Source organism: Bacteroidales bacterium, assembly GCA_035647615.1.
Classification (GTDB): domain Bacteria; phylum Bacteroidota; class Bacteroidia; order Bacteroidales; family 4484-276; genus SABY01.
The window spans coordinates 31,189-49,490 of the sequence record DASRND010000024.1; the positions used below are offsets into that span (position 1 = coordinate 31,189).

General features: G+C 45.2%; 17 protein-coding genes. 10 read left to right on the top strand and 7 right to left on the bottom strand.

Annotated features, from left to right (window positions below):
- Positions 1-30: 30 nt before the first annotated feature.
- Positions 31-996, bottom strand: coding sequence for a 3-hydroxyacyl-CoA dehydrogenase family protein (locus VFC92_07445; GenBank protein HZK08020.1), 966 nt, complete (start codon positions 994-996; stop codon positions 31-33).
- Between the two features lie 394 nt (positions 997-1,390).
- Between VFC92_07445 and VFC92_07450 the strand changes: the two genes are divergently transcribed.
- Entirely contained in the window at positions 1,391-2,668 is a 1,278-nt protein-coding gene (locus VFC92_07450) for a hypothetical protein (GenBank protein ID HZK08021.1), read from the top strand.
- Between the two features lie 255 nt (positions 2,669-2,923).
- On the opposite strand, the gene VFC92_07455 is transcribed toward VFC92_07450, so the two are convergent.
- Positions 2,924-4,600, bottom strand: a complete 1,677-nt coding sequence (locus VFC92_07455; protein ID HZK08022.1) for a T9SS type A sorting domain-containing protein — start codon at positions 4,598-4,600, stop codon at positions 2,924-2,926.
- Between the two features lie 150 nt (positions 4,601-4,750).
- Here VFC92_07455 and VFC92_07460 point away from each other — a divergent pair, with 150 nt between their 5' ends.
- The gene (locus VFC92_07460; GenBank protein HZK08023.1) at positions 4,751-6,169 is read left to right on the top strand and encodes an MFS transporter; all 1,419 of its coding nucleotides are present in this window, start codon (positions 4,751-4,753) and stop codon (positions 6,167-6,169) included.
- Positions 6,170-6,263: 94 nt separating this feature from the next.
- Positions 6,264-7,652 carry an MFS transporter gene (locus VFC92_07465; GenBank protein ID HZK08024.1) on the top strand — a complete coding sequence of 463 codons (1,389 nt, stop codon included), beginning with the start codon at positions 6,264-6,266 and terminating at the stop codon, positions 7,650-7,652.
- 55 nt (positions 7,653-7,707) lie between these two features.
- Here VFC92_07465 and xerD read toward each other — a convergent pair whose 3' ends face one another.
- The gene (xerD, locus tag VFC92_07470; protein ID HZK08025.1) at positions 7,708-8,619 is read right to left on the bottom strand and encodes a site-specific tyrosine recombinase XerD; all 912 of its coding nucleotides are present in this window, start codon (positions 8,617-8,619) and stop codon (positions 7,708-7,710) included.
- Between the two features lie 368 nt (positions 8,620-8,987).
- Positions 8,988-9,521: a hypothetical protein gene (locus VFC92_07475; GenBank protein HZK08026.1), complete on the bottom strand. Its 534-nt coding sequence runs from the start codon at positions 9,519-9,521 to the stop codon at positions 8,988-8,990.
- A gap of 360 nt (positions 9,522-9,881) precedes the next feature.
- Here VFC92_07475 and VFC92_07480 point away from each other — a divergent pair, with 360 nt between their 5' ends.
- Positions 9,882-10,367, top strand: coding sequence for a sigma-70 family RNA polymerase sigma factor (locus VFC92_07480; GenBank protein HZK08027.1), 486 nt, complete (start codon positions 9,882-9,884; stop codon positions 10,365-10,367).
- The gene (locus VFC92_07485; protein ID HZK08028.1) at positions 10,367-11,521 is read left to right on the top strand and encodes a hypothetical protein; all 1,155 of its coding nucleotides are present in this window, start codon (positions 10,367-10,369) and stop codon (positions 11,519-11,521) included. The genes VFC92_07480 and VFC92_07485 overlap by 1 nt, the downstream gene beginning before the upstream one ends.
- A 181-nt stretch (positions 11,522-11,702) precedes the next feature.
- Here VFC92_07485 and elbB read toward each other — a convergent pair whose 3' ends face one another.
- Positions 11,703-12,353 carry an isoprenoid biosynthesis glyoxalase ElbB gene (gene elbB / locus VFC92_07490; protein ID HZK08029.1) on the bottom strand — a complete coding sequence of 217 codons (651 nt, stop codon included), beginning with the start codon at positions 12,351-12,353 and terminating at the stop codon, positions 11,703-11,705.
- 51 nt (positions 12,354-12,404) lie between these two features.
- On the opposite strand from elbB, the gene VFC92_07495 reads away from it, so the two are divergent.
- From VFC92_07495 to VFC92_07515, 5 genes are all read left to right on the top strand, one after another.
- Complete coding sequence (locus VFC92_07495; GenBank protein ID HZK08030.1) at positions 12,405-12,626, top strand: hypothetical protein; 222 nt, start codon at positions 12,405-12,407, stop codon at positions 12,624-12,626.
- A gap of 52 nt (positions 12,627-12,678) precedes the next feature.
- The gene (locus tag VFC92_07500) at positions 12,679-14,454 is read left to right on the top strand and encodes a M20/M25/M40 family metallo-hydrolase (protein ID HZK08031.1); all 1,776 of its coding nucleotides are present in this window, start codon (positions 12,679-12,681) and stop codon (positions 14,452-14,454) included.
- Between the two features lie 43 nt (positions 14,455-14,497).
- On the top strand, positions 14,498-14,794 hold the full coding sequence (trxA, locus tag VFC92_07505) for a thioredoxin (protein ID HZK08032.1): 297 nt from the start codon (positions 14,498-14,500) through the stop codon (positions 14,792-14,794).
- A gap of 42 nt (positions 14,795-14,836) precedes the next feature.
- Positions 14,837-15,232 carry a GtrA family protein gene (locus VFC92_07510; GenBank protein ID HZK08033.1) on the top strand — a complete coding sequence of 132 codons (396 nt, stop codon included), beginning with the start codon at positions 14,837-14,839 and terminating at the stop codon, positions 15,230-15,232.
- Positions 15,233-15,293: 61 nt separating this feature from the next.
- Complete coding sequence (locus VFC92_07515) at positions 15,294-16,640, top strand: T9SS type A sorting domain-containing protein (GenBank protein ID HZK08034.1); 1,347 nt, start codon at positions 15,294-15,296, stop codon at positions 16,638-16,640.
- 14 nt (positions 16,641-16,654) lie between these two features.
- Here the strand turns inward: VFC92_07515 and VFC92_07520 are convergent, their stop codons facing one another.
- Positions 16,655-17,533, bottom strand: a complete 879-nt coding sequence (locus VFC92_07520) for a ChaN family lipoprotein (protein HZK08035.1) — start codon at positions 17,531-17,533, stop codon at positions 16,655-16,657.
- 148 nt (positions 17,534-17,681) lie between these two features.
- Positions 17,682-18,173: a cytidine deaminase gene (cdd, locus tag VFC92_07525; GenBank protein ID HZK08036.1), complete on the bottom strand. Its 492-nt coding sequence runs from the start codon at positions 18,171-18,173 to the stop codon at positions 17,682-17,684.
- Positions 18,174-18,302 lie beyond the last annotated feature (129 nt).

The following is an 18,302-nucleotide window of genomic DNA, read 5'->3' on the forward strand; positions in this document are numbered from 1 at the left end:
TCATTCAATACCAAAAACTTATAATTAGCCTTATCGGCCTAATGTGCGTATGCTGCCGGGTTTTACTTTTTTAACTCCTTCTTCCCAAAAGTAAAAACCTTCGCCTACATGACGCCCGCACATATTGGCCCGCACCATACGCTTGATGATGGGTGAAGGCTTAAAGCGCAGATCGCCCAGCTCGCGGTACAGATTTTCCATCCATTTGTGGATTTTGTCGATACCATATTTGTCGGCCAGCTCGAAGGGGCCAAATTCAAATCCTGTAGCTTCCATCATCACCTCGTCGATGTCGGTAACGGATGATACGCCTTCCAGCAGCAGACTGCAGGCTTCGTTGATCATGGTCACGATCATGCGAGTGCTGATGTTGCCAGGAGATTCGCTGCATTCGACCACTTTTTTACCAATCATTTGGCAGAATTTCTTAACCATTTCAAAGGCTTCGTTGCTGGTGCCGGCATGCCGTACTACTTCCACGATGTTGATTCTGCTTATCGGGCTAAGGAAGTGCATTCCCACAGCGCGATCAGGATATTTCAGCGCTGCCGAAAGGTCGCTGATCATGAGTGTAGCAGTGTTGGAGGTAATTACAGTGTCGCGACTTACCACACTTTCTACGCGCTCAAACACCCGCATGCGTTCTTCGAGGCTGGTGCCGGGTTTTTTGGAGAGGATAGTTTCGATGATGATGTCGCAGTTGTGCAAATGCTCGTATTTGGTCGAGCCGGTAATACGTTGCATCACCAGTTTCTTCTCACTGTCCGTCATGCCCCATTTGTTGATAAGTTCGTCGAGCTGATCGCCCATGCTTTTCAGGCTGGCCTGCACAAGCTCTTCCGATAAATCGATAAAGACTACTTCAATGCCTTTCTGGCTCACGTGTAGCGCAATTTCCTGCCCGATAGAGCCACAGCCTATCAGTCCCACTCTTTGCAGTATCCCTTTGGGCTGCATCGACTTGCTCAGGCTGAACCGTTCCAGTTTTTCTTCCATTTGTAAAAGTTATAGTGATATTTTATTAATAATCAGCATATTCAATCCCGGTAAGCTTTCGCTTAACGCACTTTTTGATTCGTGGCAAAGGTAGTCAAGAAACATTTGTTGCCCCGGCCGTCCATTTGTAAAGAGTTTAAAATTTTGTTTTAACGACGGGGATACTTTTGGGTTGCTACTCTTGTGATGATATGATAAGTAACGTAAGATCAGATATTAAGAAAAATAATAGATTGACTATCCATCCGAAATCCTGCAAATAGAGATGCGAATCAGGATCAGTTAAGAAATACTTTGTAAAGGCAATCTTTTAGTAAAAGAGAAATAGTTATAATTTTGCAAGCTAAATACTTAAATGCTAATCCATTAATGATGTTATAGTTAATAACCGGCTATGAAACGAAATCTCCTATTATTCTTCTGCTTTTTTCTGCTTGTTACAATTTCTTTCGGACAGGATGCTCCCATGTTTGGAATCAAATTTTCAGGCTTTGTAAAAAACGATTTTTATTTCGACAGCCGCCAAACCGTTTCTATTCGCGACGGTCAATTCCTGCTTTATCCGGCTGCTAAAGATTATGATCCTTACGGCGACGACATAAATGCCCGCAGCAGTTTTAATATCATTAGCATACAATCGAGGCTACGGGGCAACATCACGGGGCCCGATGCTCTTGGAGCCAAAACTTCAGGCGCTATCGAAGGCGAGTTTTTTGGCCATGCCGAAGGGCAGATCAACGAGTTCAGGTTGCGTCATGCTTACGTAAAACTCGACTGGGAAAACACCCATTTGCTGGTGGGCCAATACTGGCATCCGATGTTTATCGAAACTTCTTTTCCGAGCACCATATCTTTTAATACCGGCGTTCCGTTTGTCGCGTTTGCACGCAATCCACAGATCAGGCTTACGCAAGATTTCGGGAATTTGAGTGCCATGTTTACGGTGCTTTCGCAACGCGACTTTACCAGCACCGGCCCCGATGGTCCCGACACCAAATATTTGCGCAATGCTGTGCTTCCCAATCTTAACCTTCGCGCCGAATATCACACCGCATGGTCCAATGGCCATGAGTTTTTGGGTGGTGCTTCGGTTAATTACAAAAAACTGATGCCGCGATTGGAGACCCCAGTTGGTTTCAAAACCAATGAGATGGTGAGCAGTCTCTCCTGGAACGTTTTTATAAAATATGTGTTTCCTTCCATCGAATTAAAAGCGGGATTTACCCATGCGCAAGATGCCCACGACCTCACCATGTTGGGAGGCTATGCCATACATGAGTTAACCAACTCGGACGAAGGGCGATATAACTATACGCCTTACAAAACCGCTGCTGCATGGGGCGACTTTGAAACGCGCAGCGATAAATGGAAAGTCGGATTGTTTTTGGGCTACACCAAAAACCTGGGCGCCATCGAACAATTGGCTTCATTCGCAAACATTCCCGGTTATCCTTATTCCCGTGGCTATAATGTCGACTACGTTTATCGCATTTCACCCCGACTGATTTTCAACACCGGTAAGTTTCGCTTTGCGCCCGAAATAGAATATACAGTTGCGGCATACGCCAAAGAGGAATACGGCTTCCCCGACATCGACAGGAAGGGTGTGGTGAAAAACTCAGAAGAAGTAGGTAACCTCCGCCTGCTGCTGGGGGTTTATTTTTTCTTTTAAAGCTGATCCTGTTTTTTTAAATTCAGAGACAAGCATTTTATTACTTAGTCTCCGTCCATAAAGTCGATAGTATCATGACAAAAATTCAAATTCCGAATTTCAATTGACAAATAAATACCAAAAAACAAATTTCAAATATCCACAACGGCTTTGTTTATTGTGTTTTTAAAATTGGAATTTATTTGAGATTGTTTACACCGACTTCCGGCGGTTGGAATTTAATGGTAATGTTCCTAATTGATAAAAAAACAAGCACTACCTAACCTCCGAGAGTACCACCTTTCCCACGGAAACATTTCTCTGACCCTGGCTTACTTTTACAAAATAAATCCCATGCTCGAGATGCCTCAAATCCAGCTCTGCAATTTTTATGGAAGAAGAATTTTCGACACTTCGATAGACTACCCGTCCGGCAATATCCATCACTTCAATTTCGACAGGAGCATTACTTTGCTGGTTTAATTTAATAAAAACGATGCCATTGCTGGGATTGGGAAAGAGAGTGAAATTCTTCTCAATGATTTCCTTTTCGGTAATGTCGGTCATTCCTTGCAGCGCGAGCACACCCATATTGTTGGGGTCGAGCCAGTGTTTGAGTTGATTTTCAGGGAGGGTGTCGCCCATATCCCAGGAGTATGAAAATTTTCCATAGTAGTCGGGCGAGGATGCCTGAATGCAGCTGGCAGTGCCTCCGGTGAGCTGCCCCACGATGAGTCCGTCGGGATTGAAGAGGGGGCTGCCCGAAGAGCCTCCTTCGGTAACGCCCCAGTTGGTCTGTGTTTGAGCCCAGTACACACGCCAGTGCGTTCCGGGATACGAGCCCCAGTTGTCGGAAATCAGGGGTTGTGTATAAGTCGAGATTTTCTTGATGTCGCCCTGCGGATGGTGGATAGTTACACCGTGTGTGGAGGGCGTTTCTTCAGCACTCCAGCCATTATAAAAAGGTTCGTATTCGTCGGGTATCGTTTCGTTGAGTAGCAGCAGCTTGAAATCTGATTTTACGCCAGAGCCTCCTGCTGAAGCTACTTTGGTAGCGCCAGTCATCGTGTAAAACCGGAAGGTGCTGTCGGATGTTGGGTTTTCGCAGTCGGGCGATTGATATTTAAAATAAAACATCCATTGATCCAGATCGGATTGTGTAGCGTTAGGCCCGCAGTGATCGGCGGTGAGTAGCCACGGAGTGTGGTCGAGGAGCGTATTGTTGAGCAGCGAGCCGCTGCACCACACCGAACTGGTGCCCTGCTTCACAATGATGCGTGCCACGCCTTTGGCTTGTTGTTGCCATTGCTCTCCTTCAGGACACGCCACATTAACCTCGCAAAACCCGGAGCCACCAAAGCCGCGCGTGCCATACATCGTTTCGGCGGTGCGGTACACATATCCTACTTCATCGATGATCATGTTTGGATGCTCCGAATTTCCGGCAGGCTGATAATATTCAAGAATGGTTGTGGAGCCATAAATCATTTGGGTGGCAAAGCTGCCGCCATTGCTGTTGTTGGTGCTCGTAAAGGCGCCGGCAATCTGTCGATGCAGTTTATCGTAAAGAAAGAGTTGTGCTCTGGCCGGAATTTCAAAATTGCTGTAATACAAAATCAAAGCTTGCGCATCGGCACTTGTTATTGCCAGACGACAAATTTGTGAACCGTCGTCAAGTTGTTGCCACAGGCCATCTTTTGCCAGGTCGATTTGCGTGGGCTGATTTTGCGCAAAGCGCATGGCAATGCCAAGTTTATCGGTGAAGGCGTCTTCGCGCAATAGCTGCTCTGTGTCGGGAGCCTGTATTTTAAATACCGGAACGGATTCGGCAGAAAGATTTTTGGAGAAGCTGGCCGGAACGCCCGGAGTGCTGATCTGAGCAGTTGCCGCGGTAAGCGAAGCGAATAGAAAAATGAGCAGAAAGCGGAGTGGATTGATGCAGGATATTTTCAAGGCTACTTTGTTTTTTGATTAGTCGAACAAAAATATTAAATTTTCCATAGCAGCACCGGTGCATATCTTTATCCACAAAAGTTTCGGGCGTTAATTTAATTATCATACTTTTGGCCACTCAAAAAAATACTTAAAAAATTTATAAAAATTATGGAACAAGTTAGAAGCTCGCTACGCGATTCGAAAACGGCCAGATGGATCGCATTGATTCTCATCTCATCGACAATGTTTTTCGCCTACTTCTTTGTTGATGTCGTTGCCCCATTAAAAACTCTATTAGAACAAGCGCCCTATTTTTGGTCTAACGAGACATTTGGTATGCTTGGAGGATCTGAGTTCTTCCTTAATGTGTTTGCCTTCTTCCTTATTTTTTCGGGAATCATCCTTGATAAAATGGGCATAAGATTTACATTAAGATTATCAGGAATTCTGATGCTTGCAGGTGGTACTCTTAAATGGTACGCACTAACCCCGGGTTTTGTTGGCACCGGAATCGAAACCTTCCTGAGTTCGTTTATTGTAGGCATTCCTGCTTCCGCAAAACTGGCTTTCTTTGGATTTGCAATATTTGGCGTAGGTGTTGAAATGGCCGGTATCAGTGTTTCTAAAACTATTGTAAAATGGTTTAAAGGGAAAGAACTGGCACTTGCAATGGGTCTTGAAATGGCACTTGCCAGATTAGGCGTTTTTGCAGTATTCCAACTTTCACCCATATTTGCAAAAAGTGGTGGAGTTTCAAATTCTGTTTTCTTTGGAGTTTTATTCCTTTTGATTGGTTTTATCACCTTCTTTATCTACACCTTTATGGATAAAGCGCTTGACAAACAAACCGGAGAAGGTGTAAATGTTGACCCTGAGGATGAATTTAAAATTTCAGACCTTGGCAAAATAATAACAAATCCAGGATTCTTAGCTATTGCAGGACTATGCGTTTTGTTCTATTCTGCAATCTTCCCATTCCAAAAATTCGCAACAGATATGCTTGCTTCAAAGTTAAGCATAGATGCTGCTATTGCATCAAAGTATGTGTCGTTCTTCCCTATTGGAGCAATGATTCTTACTCCATTTATTGGTGCATTCTTAGACTTTAAAGGGAAAGGCGCAACAATGATGATGTATGGAGCAATACTATTAACTGTTTCACATTTAATTTTTGCATTGGTTCCTGACGCATCATTCACTCCTTTTATAGCTATAGGAACAATAGTGATTTTAGGCGTTGCCTTTTCTCTTGTTCCCGCATCAATGTGGCCTTCGCTTCCTAAAATTGTTGAAGATAGGTACTTAGGCTCAGCTTATGGGTTAATATTTTATATCCAAAACATTGGATTATTACTCGTACCTATGCTAATTGGATATGCATTATCAGCTTCAAACCCCGGAGTATCAGATCTAATTAAAGCCGGGGAAATTGTAAAGTACAACTATGTTGTGCCTGAGCTTATTTTTGCCGGCTTTGGCGTTTTGGCCGTCATTCTTAGTGTTGTGCTCAGAAGGGTTGACAAGGTCAAAGGTTATGGACTTGATATTCCCAACAAACTGCCACAGGGTGAGGATGTGTTGATCTAAAAAAGATGTTTAAAAAGAAAGGTGCCTGAACGCACCTTTTTTTTTGTTCGTCCGGGAAATCATTTTTCTTTTTTATTAATAAAAAAAGCTACTTGTGAACACGCTGAAAAGAACCTTGAGAGATTCTGCTGTCAGCCGGTGGGGAATTTTGTTGCTGGTGGCCTCGGTGCAGGCGGCTAATTACTACTTCTATGATGCCATCTCACCGTTGAAGCGCACGCTTGAAACAGAGTTTGGGTTTTCGTCGTCCGACTTTGGATTGTTCGTTTCGTTTTATTCAATTCCCAACACCTTTTTATTAATGGCCATTTTGGGCGGTATCATTCTCGACCGTCTCGGAATACGCCGCACTGGAACAATGTTTATCGGAATGATGGCCATCGGTGGGTTTATCACCGCTTACGGCGCCAGCACAATCTACCGGTCGGGCGGACCTTTTTATAATCTGATGACTTCTTTTTGGCCGGGCTATTCTCCGGAGCTTAAAATGATGCTGCTCGGCAGGTTCTTCTTTGGGCTTGGCGCCGAAACCAGCATTGTGGTCATCAGCAAAATTATTGTCAAATGGTTTAAGGGCAAGGAGCTGGCGCTGGCTTTTGGGACCAAGATAGGCATAGCGCGCCTTGGATCGTTTGCTGCCTTTTATTTTTCGCCGGCCATCAAAGATGCCGTTGACCCGTGGACGCTGGCAATTTGGTTTGCGGCCATGTTGCTCGGCATTGCGCTGCTGGCTTTTCTGGTGTATGTAATGTTTGATTTAAAACTCGACCGGCAGACACAAAGTAATGTAGAGCTTCTCAAAGCCGACGACCGGTTTAGTTGGGCCGATCTCAAAAAGATGCTCACCACCCCGTCGTTTATTTATGTTTCGTTGTTGTGTGTTACTTTCTATTCGGCGGTGTTCCCGTTTCAGTCGTTTTCGGCCGATTTTTTTCTTAATAAATTTAGCCTGAATGAGCAGGAGAGCGGCAGGATAGCTTCTTATCTTAGCTTGGGCACGTTGGTTTTTACACCGTTTTTTGGATTTCTGGTCGATCGCATCGGGCGGAGTGCTACGCTTATGATTTTCGGTTCTTCGCTGCTGGTGGTCATTCATCTGGTATTTGCACTTACGACGATCAATCCGGTGATCCCGATGTTTTTTCTGGGTATTACCTTCTCGTTGGTTCCGGCTGCCATGTGGCCGGCTGTAGCTAGAATTGTTGATGAACGCCGGATAGGAACCGCATACGGCGCTATGTTTTCGGTGCAGAATCTCGGATTGTGGGCTTTTCCGTTGCTCATCGGTATTGTGCTCGATCGAACCAATTCCGACATCACTGACGCAGTGAAAGCTACGGGCAACTATAGCTACGATTACACCTGGGCTATTTTGATGTTGGCCGGTCTGGGTATCCTGGGGCTGATATTTGCTTTGCTGCTAAAGCGCGAAGACAAGAAATCCGGCTATGGCCTGGAATTGCCCTCGAATGTAAAGGCGTAGCTGATTCACAGCCATAGGCTTTCGAGCGTCCGTAGGACCTCGAAACGTCATATCGTCACGAATCAGCTCTCCCCATCGGATGATATTTCTCAACGGTTTCGCGCAGGAATTTACGGTCGAGATGGGTGTAGATTTCGGTGGTGAGAATGGATTCGTGTCCCAGCATTTCCTGTACTGCACGTAGGTCGGCGCCGCCCTCCACAAGATGGGTGGCAAAAGAATGCCGCAATGAGTGCGGATGGATATTTTTGTGGATGCCAGCCTTTTCCACCAAAGATTTTACAATATAAAATATCATCACGCGCGTCAGCTTTTTCCCGGAGCTGTTCAGAAATGCATAATCTTCATGACCCTTTTGCGGCGTGATGTGGCAACGGCTGTAGCTGATGTATCTCTCCGTCTGTTCCATCGCTGGCTTTCCAATGGGCACCCATCGTTGTTTGTTGCCCTTGCCGGTGATGAGTACAAATCCCAAATCGAAGTGCAACTGATGAAGCGTAAGATTTACCAGTTCGGAAACGCGCAATCCACAGCCATAAAGCACCTCGATGATGGCGCGGTTTCGTTCGCCCTGCGGCTTCGACATATCCACGGCGGCAATCATCTGCTCGATTTCACCAAAGCTGAGTACCTCCGGAAGCGAGCGTCCAATCCGCGGCGTTTCCACCAGGCTGGTCGGGTCATGATCCAACAAATCCTCAGTCAGCAAGTATTTATAAAAGGCACGAACTCCTGAAATGGTGCGCGCAATGGTGGCTGCCGAGCGGTTGTTGTTACTCATCCACCCGGCAAAATTCTGAAGCTGCGCAGTGGTGACTTTGACAGGATCGCTCACCTGGGTCTCCTCTTCGATGTAGTTTCGAAACTGGTTGATGTCGCGTTTGTAGGCTTGCAGCGTGTTTAACGAAACAGATTTCTCCAGCTTCAGATACATCATAAAACCTTTGATATAAATATCCCAGTTCATTCTTTTAGAAACACCTGCTTTTTTATAAAATTGCTACTACCACTTGATTTGCTGCAAAATAATTAACTTTTAAACTTGCCACCGCAAAACTATTTAAAAAAAAGTGAAAGGGCGATGGCAGAGAAATAACGCTGGCGATTGTGGATGTGGCTACCTAAGCTTTTCACGGAAAGTGGTTTTATAACCATAAATGACAAATTATAAAGAACATCCCGAGCTTTCATGGTCAGAAATCAGCCACCAGAGTTGAAAAGAATTGTGGAAAGCACACGGAAAAGTTTTTTATCCGGCATTAGCCGCTGCATTAAAACAAAAAAAAGCTGATCTCTGTATGGAGATCAGCTTATCTTATTTGTTTTAGAAAAGGTCTATGCTTTTGAATATTCAAACTGATTCGATTCCGGATTTTTCTCGCGCATCAGCACACCATCTTTGGCGAATTTTGCAAGCGTTCCCGAAAGATCGGTGCTTTTATAGTCGTAGTTATACACGTTCTTGCAGTAATCTACCACATTGCCAATGGTACGTTTGTCGGCGAAGAAGTTGTTGTCGACCAGTTGCTTCAATATCTGACTTGGTCCCGGGCGATCGGTCGATCTTTTGCGTGGCTTTTTGGCCACAGGAGCTTCTGTTCTTACTTTTGGCGGACGGCCAGGGCGTCTTTTAATCACAACCGGAGCTTCCGTTAGTTCAGTTGCCGGAGCTTCAGCGGTTACAGTTGCAACCTTTGCTTTTTTCTCTTTTGCAGGTTTAGGTGCAGGTGCAGGTGCTGCCGTTTCCAGTGAGTTGCTGCTAAAAAGCAATTCGATAAGTTTTAATTGTACGGCTTCCGATTGAAACTCATTAATAATCTTTGCGAGTTCCTTTAGTTGTTCGACTGTTTTGTTGAAATCTCGTATCATATCCCGATTCCTTTTTAAGTGTAGTTAATAATAAGATTGTTAATAGTAATAATATCTGTTTTTCTGTAATGATTTACCAACTCTCTGAATGGCGGTGCAAATATAAATTATAATTATATTATCAGTTTTTTTTAGTTGTATTGCAACGCGTTTTGCTTCCGGTATATTTTATCTAAATGTTTAAATAATCACTGATAATCTCATCGATGTAAGGCTCTCAAAGGTTTTGTGTACGTTTTCCCTGTCAGACATTGTAAGCGAACAAAAGCCTTGCTATATTATGATTTGCCCAAAGAAGGGTGTAACTTTTTTGAGAGCTGTTCGTTTTAGTAGTTAAGTTGCAACAAACGCATAATGCGAATGACAATAAAGGAATACAATCGTGCAGTAGATTTGTTTTCTGATGGTATCTTCAGGTTTGTAATCAAGAGTATGCCTGAGCAGGAAGCTGCTAAAGATATTGTGCAGGAATCGTATGTGCGATTGTGGGACAAACATCAGGAAGTAGATTTTGAAAAATGCAAATCGTATCTTTTCACCACAGCGTATCATTTGATTGTGGATATGGTGAGAAAGAACAAGCATAAGCAGATGTATCTCAAAAGTCAGACGAATGATCCGGTGACTTACGATGAATTTACCGATCTGAAACATGTGCTCGAAGAAGCGCTGAAAAGATTGCCGGAGATACAGCGTACTTTGGTTCTTTTGCGCGACTACGAAGGATATTCGTATGAAGAGATTGGCGAGATAACGCAGCTCAACGAATCGCAGGTGAAAGTGTACATTTATCGTGCACGCAAGGCGCTAAAGGCCTATATTGTAAATGTGGATGTGGTGATTTAATGAAAGGAGAACCTATGCTGATCAACCAAAATAATTACCAGGCCTGGTTTCTCGATTACTGGGATAATTCTCTCGATGCTTCGCAGCAGCAAGAGCTGGCTACTTTTTTGCAAAATCATCCCGACCTGCAAGACGAATTTTTGGAGTTTAAAGATGCTGCCCTCTGCACATTCACGCCTGACGATGCTTTGGTTTTTGAGCCGAAGCTGAAATTGAAAAAGAAAGAAGTTATTCCTACCGAAAACATTAATCAGGATAACTACGAGGATTTTATCATTGCCCACCTGGAGCGCGATCTGGATGAAATGCAACAAGCCGAATTTGCTTCTTTTACAGCTATCAATCCAACTATCGAAAACGAGATAGCCCTCTATAAGCGCACCTTTCTCAAAGCATCCGACTACGAAAGTTATCCGGATAAGGAAAAGTTAAAAAAATCTGCATTTCTGGTGCCTCCGCGCCAATATATAATATCCGCTTTGTCCATAGCGGCTTTGCTGGTTTTGGTTTTGATGATTACCAATAGTTTGTTGCGGCAGCCGGCTGAGAATCCTGCAAAAACTGCGCGTCACGAAATGGTTTTGCAGCCTTTGTCTCCGCAGGAGACTCCCACAGTTCAGGTGGAAAAACCAGCAGACGATGGTTCCGTTAATTCAGCTAATGTCGCTGCAAAGCAGATCGCCGCCCACCCATCTCATTATTATGATATTTCTGATAAATCAAGTTTTAAAACAAATTCAGCTTTGCCGGTCAGAGAGAATCTTCCACTTCCATCGCCTATCGAAACCCGTCAGCAGTGGGGTTTGGAGTACCAGTTTGCAGCAAATCAAACCCTAGATTATCGCACTGAGGTTACGGAGGCTTTTGGGTATATGCTGCTTCGCGATGCGCGCGCGGCACAGCCGGAGCCATCAGGAGGCGTACTGGCGCGTATAGCAGGTAGTATTGTTGGTAAGCTCTTCGACAATGCTACCCTCCAACAGCAGGAGGCACTTGCAACATTGTCGCAAAACAGCAGGCAACTTCTGATGGATATCAAGGAAGATATGCCTTTGTTGGATGCTGCCACACAGGCCGACCCTCGTGAAAATTATTATGCCCTGAGCGAAAACTTCAGCATTCGTATTCGTAAAGCGCCCAAAAATGAGCAGTAGGAGGTATGGAATTGGCTGTAGCATTTGATGCTTTATTAGCTCTAAATCTCAAAATACAAAACTCAAGTTCCAAATAAATCCCAATAGCTAAATTTTAAAATCTCAAATCGTTAGGCGTATTTGAAGATTCCTTTTAAGAGCTTTTTTAAGATTACAACCAGCCTCCCGCGACGTTTCCACTTTATTTCATTGCCTTCATCATCGCATCTACCAGCGCAGAGGCGCCTTGATAGACTTGCCGGATGTTGGCGTCGAGCATGTAGCAAGGCGTGGTGAAGAGGCTGTGATCATCGTCGTAAATTACTTCGCCATGGGTAGTCACGAGGTGCTGGCTGCCCATTTCTTCTACTTTGTCGATGGTGCTATCGTCGTCGCCGATGGTGATGGTTACCTCGCCCAAAACTTTACTCAGCAGTACCGGTGAGATGCACAACGCCCCGATGGGTTTTTTCAGGTCGTGCATTGTATTAATTGCCTCAGCAACCTGTGGATTTACCGAACAGTCGGCGCCCTTAAAGGCATAATTGCACAAGTTTTTGGCTACTCCAAAGCCACCCGGAATGATGAGTGCATCAAAATCGCCAGCCGAAAAATCGTCCAGGCTTTTGATCTGACCGCGTGCAATCCTTGCGGATTCAACCAGAACATTCCGCTTTTCGTTCATCTCTTCGCCCGTGAGATGATTTACCACATTATGCTGCTCTACATTGGGTGCAAACAGTTGATAGCTGCCGCCCTGCTGCATGATGGCAAGCATCGAAAGGGTAGCTTCATGTATTTCGGAACCATCCTGAACGCCGCTACCAGCCAGGATCATTGCAAATTTTTTCATCGTGCTTTATTTTTATGATTCAATTATTATAGAAACCAATGTAACTAAAGTTTGTTTGACCTGGCAAATGTAAAAGATTATGTCGGAAATAAAAAAGTCCGTTATCCTGCAAAAGTAGCTGGTGAAGAAAATTTGCAAAAAGAACTTTGGGATCAGAGTCTGGAAATAGCACGATCTTTCCTGCCGCCTCCCGGAAATTATCCGCTCATCAAGTCTTTGCTCGATGCAGAACAGGCTTTTGGATATGCTTTTCGCAGATTTTGCGTTAGCTGATAAACCATTAATTTTGTAAACTCAATTATTAAATTCTTAATCATATTTTTAGATGAAAAATATTGCCTTACTATTTTTGTTTTTATTCTCCTTCGCCTTTCATGTCAGCGCACAGAAAACTGCCATTTCCGCTGCTGAGATACAGGAACACATCAACTTTCTTGCTTCCGACAAACTGAAAGGTCGCCAGCCCGGCACTCCGGGCGACGCTGCAGCAGCAGCCTATATTCGCGACCAAATGTCGGCTGCCGGACTGCAACTGATGGGGGAGGAGGGTTATCAGAATTTTGATCTCGTGACCGATGTTGCGCTGGGTCGCAGCAACCGCCTGAGCATTGGCATAGATGTGTATCTGGTCGAAAAAGATTTTATGCCGCTGCCTTTCACCGCCAATGCTGCGTTATCGGCTGCTGCTGTTTTTGTGGGATATGGATTTGAAATTAAAAACGACAGCATCGGATGGGACGATTATGCCGCGGCTGATGTGGCTGGTAAATGGGCGATTGTGCTGCGCGGTGCGCCTGCCATCGAAGGATGGGATGGTGTGTTTCAGGGAATGATCGGCGAAAGGATGAAAGTGCTGACAGCCCGCGACAAAGGCGCTGCTGGCGTGATTTTCGTAAACGGTGCGCAATTCGATAACGACGACCAATTGCTGCGCCTCACCTACGACAAAAGCTCCGCTACTGCAGGAATCCCGGTGTTGCAACTCAAACGAAGCATCATCGACAACATTATGATTACTGTGGCCGATTCCATAGCGGTGATCGAACGGCAGATCGCAGCGCAAAAGGCTCCGGTTGTTTACAAATTGCCGGTGTCGGTTTCGGCCATGCTCGAAGTGCAGCAAAAAGTGGCTACCACGCACAATGTGGTGGGCTGGCTCGAAGGAACCAATCCGGTGCTGAAAGATGAATTTGTGGTGATCGGAGCGCATTACGATCATCTGGGAATGGGCGGTCCCGGCTCCGGATCGCGTGCCATCGACACGGTGGCTGTGCACAATGGCGCCGACGACAACGCCTCAGGAGTAGCCGGCTTGCTCGAGCTCGCAGAGTATTTCGCTGACCGCAACAACCGCCCCGAACGAAGCTTGCTCTTTATCGCTTTTGGTGCCGAAGAAATGGGACTGATAGGTTCTAAATATTTTGTCGAAAACCCACTGATCGACCTAAGTAAGGTAATGGCGATGATCAACATTGATATGATCGGCCGCCTTAAAGATGACCGATCGCTAAGCATTGGAGGCACGGGTACATCTGCGCGCAGCGAGGCCATTCTTGATGACCTTGCTAAAACAACCACACTCAAAATGCAGTATTCCAAAGAGGGCTATGGCCCATCCGATCATGCTTCGTTTTATGGAAAAGATATTCCTGTATTTTTTATTACCACCGGCGCCCACGACGATTATCATACGCCGCGCGATCGCGCCGAGCTGATCAACGCAGAAGGAGAGGCGGAGGTGGTGGCTTTTACTGCCGATCTGGCTGTTGCACTTGCCGATGATCACGAGCGACTGGTTTTCGTGGAAGCAGGTCCTAAAGAGCGCCAGCGTCACGGCTATAATTTTAAAGTTACGCTTGGCATTATGCCCGATTTCGCCGGCACCGGCGACGACGGTCTGCGCGTGGATGCCGTGCGCCCCGACGGGCCGGCACATACAGGCGGATTGTTGAAAGGTGATAAGATCGTTGCCATCGAAGGCAAGCCTGTCGGGAATATTTACGACTACATGGGGCGGCTCAAAAGTCTCGAAGCCGGACAGATCATCACCGTGGATGTGATGAGAGACAATAAAAAAATGGTGTTTCTCATTCCTATGTAATCAGTAATCATTAAAATAAGCAACAAAAAAAACGGATCGATGTATGGCAAATTTCAATGAGATTATTAATTCGCCAAAGCCTGTATTAATCGACTTTTCGGCTGAGTGGTGCGGCCCGTGCAAGATGATGGCCCCCATACTTAAAGAGGTGGCAGCAGCAATGGGTGAGCGTGCTCGTATCATCAAAATCGACGTGGATAAAAATCCCGCTGTAGCGCAAAAATACCAGGTGATGAGCGTGCCCACGCTGATGGTTTTTAAAAACGGACAATCACTTTTTCGCCAGTCGGGCGTGATGCAGGCTCCTCCCATCATCGACATGCTGACCAAAATGCTGTAATGCTAAAAAAAGCTGTTCTTTGCAGTTGCTAATTTTAGTTGCATGTTAGAAATATTTCAAGAGACGATTTTCGGGAAGTTTATCAGGTTTGGGATTGTTGGATTCTCCGGACTGATCGTCGATTTTGGCTTTACCTGGCTCTTCAAAGAAAAACTGAAAGTCCAGAAATACGTTGCCAATGCCATTGGCTTTACCCTGGCCGCTACTTCCAATTATTACCTGAACCGCGTGTGGACTTTCCAAAGTGAGAATCCCGAAATCGCTATAGAGTTCACGCAATTTCTGATCATCTCCATCATTGGCCTGGCCATCAACACCCTTATTTTGTGGCTTATCGTCACCAGATTCAAATTCAATTTTTACCTCTCAAAAGCCTTTGCCATCATGGTGGTGATGCTATGGAACTTTTTTATGAATCTCTACTTTACCTTTGCGTAAGCTTGCTAAAACCCATGCACGACGCGCCTCTTAGGCACGAAAAATACAAAAACTTATTGCGATGAATAATACGATAAAAGGCCTTTTAATTTTGGTGCTGGTTGTAATTGCCAACGCCAGTGTTACCGGGCAGGCAAAAAAGATTCTTTTCCTGGGTAACAGCTACACGGCCGTAAATAATTTACCACAAGAAGTTTATAATCTGGCCTTGTCGTTGGGTGATTCCATTTATTACGACAGCAATTCACCGGGTGGCTTCAGGTTGATAAATCATGCTACAAACGCCACAACCCTTGCAAAAATCAGTGCAGAAGATTGGGATTTTGTGGTTATCCAGGCGCAGAGCCAGGAGCCTTCGTGGCCGCCATCGCAGGTGGCTACTGAAGTTTTGCCCTATGCTACTGTTTTGAACGATTCGATAAAATTGAATAATGCTTGCACCGAAACGGTGTTTTATATGACCTGGGGGCGAAAGTACGGCGACAAGCAAAATTGCCCGGCATGGCCGCCGGTGTGTACTTTTGCTGGTATGCAGGAGCGGCTGATGACCGGATATTATAGCATGGCCGAGCAAAATAGCGCAACCCTTGCTCCGGTCGGGCTGGCCTGGAAAGAGGCGATGGATAATGACCCCGACAGCCTGATCAATTTGTTTTCATCCGACAACAGTCACCCTTCGATGTCGGGGACGTATCTGACGGCTTGTGTGATGTATGCCACCCTGTTCCAAAAGTCGCCGCTTGGCACAAAATATTCTGCGGGACTTTCCGAAAGCGATGCGCTGTTTCTGCAGCAAGTGGCCCAAGAGGTGGTGCTGAATGAAACCTACAACTTTACTTTTTTCGATACCTATACAAATATCAATTATGACCTGACCCGGGAAAGCTGGTTTGACAAGGGCAACATTGCTTTTGCAGGATTTTCCTGGTTGGTTGATGGCGCCACTTATCAATTTCTCGACAATTCATTAAACGGTGAAACCTATCTCTGGGATTTTGGGGATGGCGAAACTTCCGAGCTTCAGAACCCGACACACACCTACGTTGAAAGCAAAATTTATCTGGTAAAACAATCGGTTGCCAATCCTTGTTTTGAAGACGATGCTTCGGAGTTGATAAATGTAGTCGTCTCTTCTTCCGAAGAAATCAGCGGCGAATCTGCTGTTTCCGTCCATCCAAATCCCGGACATGGGATTTTTAATTTGACCATCCAATCCAAAGCCCCGCAAAACAAGATTTATTACAAGGTTTTTGACCTAAATGGTACGATGATCTTTGAAGACAAAATTATCAGAAATGAAAATGTATCGCATCATCCAATTGATTTATCAGCGTTTGGCCGGGGAATTTATCAACTAAGCATCACGATAGATGAACAGGCAATCACAAAAACACTGATAATTGAATGATTCAGAAATAAACATCAATACGTTTTTGACATCGTGGATGGAATCAAAATGGTGTAATCGGCAATTCCCAGGTTCTCTTCGGATAGTTCATCCATATTATCCTGCTCTATGGATGAGATGGTCAGGATTTTCACACCAGGATTGAGTTTATTGATATACCAGCAAATGCTCCCGAAGTCGTTGGAGTGATAGGCGCCGTTGTAATGCAGAAAGAGTTCGCCTAGCTGTAAATTTTGGAGGATAAACCAGGCCATGGTTGCATCTTTTATAGCCTGTGCCCGCAACAGATTGTCGTTGCCATGGGCTGCGGTGGGCATGTCGCCCATCATTTCCATCATGGCATGGTAAGGAGGATGGTCAGGGTCGTAGAGTACCGGTAGCGGAGGTAGTAGCTTTCTGGCTTCCGCCGACAGCGAATCCAATCCTTCGAAGCCTCTCTGATGCACCACCGAGGCATAGCGCCGGGGTATATTGGTGGCGATAAAACGCAGGCCACTGTCTTTTGCAAATTCGAGCAATGGCTTGTAATCGGTTTGATAATTATTCCAAAGCTTTACTTCACTCTCGAAGTTGCGTTGCCGGATGTCGCCATGCAAATATTCGTCGATGATCAATTGGTTGTCGGTTTCAAACATTTCTGCTCCAAGCACCAGTGATTTGCCGCGTTGTGTGTACAAATCCCGCGTAAGCTCCAGTTGCAGCCAATGGCTGATAGGATTGTTGTGCAGCTCACCAAAAAGCACCACGTCGGCTTCCAGGGCATCACGAAGAAGATTTTTGTAGGGCGTTTCTTGTCCATTTTTATCAAAAAGCCGGTATGCTGGTTTGTCCGATTGCATGGCCATTAGCGCAAGCATAAACAAGGGAAGTACAAGTAATTTTATCCTTTTCATAATTCAGAGCTTTTCCATTTTTAATTTTAATAAAAAATCGCTCATCTATTTTCAGTGTTTATGTCGCTGCCTTGAAAATGTTGGTGGAGATGAGCCGCGTAAAAATAGGTCATTAATAAAATTGAATTAGCAGGGAAGTAATGTGCCGCTATGATTTCATGAGCCCATTGGCTTCAAACATCAGTGGGAGCAACTGCCGGCAGGTTTCTGCAACCAAAATGGTGTTGTTGTCTCCAGGCATGATCACCCGGATGTTATTCTTTTGTTTTTTTTCTGTTTCGGCCATTACCTGGCGGCACGATCCGCAGGGAGTTACTGCTGAGGTCAGTTTAAAAGCTTGTGTATTAGCAGTGATAGCAATGGCTTCGACAGGAACATCGGGGTAATTGGCCGATGCATAAAACAACGCCACCCGCTCGGCGCAAAGTCCCGAAGGATAGGCCACATTTTCCTGATTATTACCTGTAATAATCTGGCCATCGGCAAGCCGAAGTGCCGCTCCAACCTTAAACTGCGAGTAAGGCGCGTAAGCCTTTGTTGCCGCTCGTTTAGCCGCCTGAAGCAAGGCACGGTCGCTGGCGGGCAACTCCTCCTCGCCGTTGTAAGAAACGATGGTACATGTTATTTGTAATTCTTTCATAGTACGCTCTTTAAGCTGATGGGCGAAGATATGTATTTTGCAGCTAACGGGGCAGCTTGTAGGATAAAAAAGCCGGTAGAATCAATTTGTTCGGCCGGCTTTTATTATTTGTTTTTTAATAACTAAAAT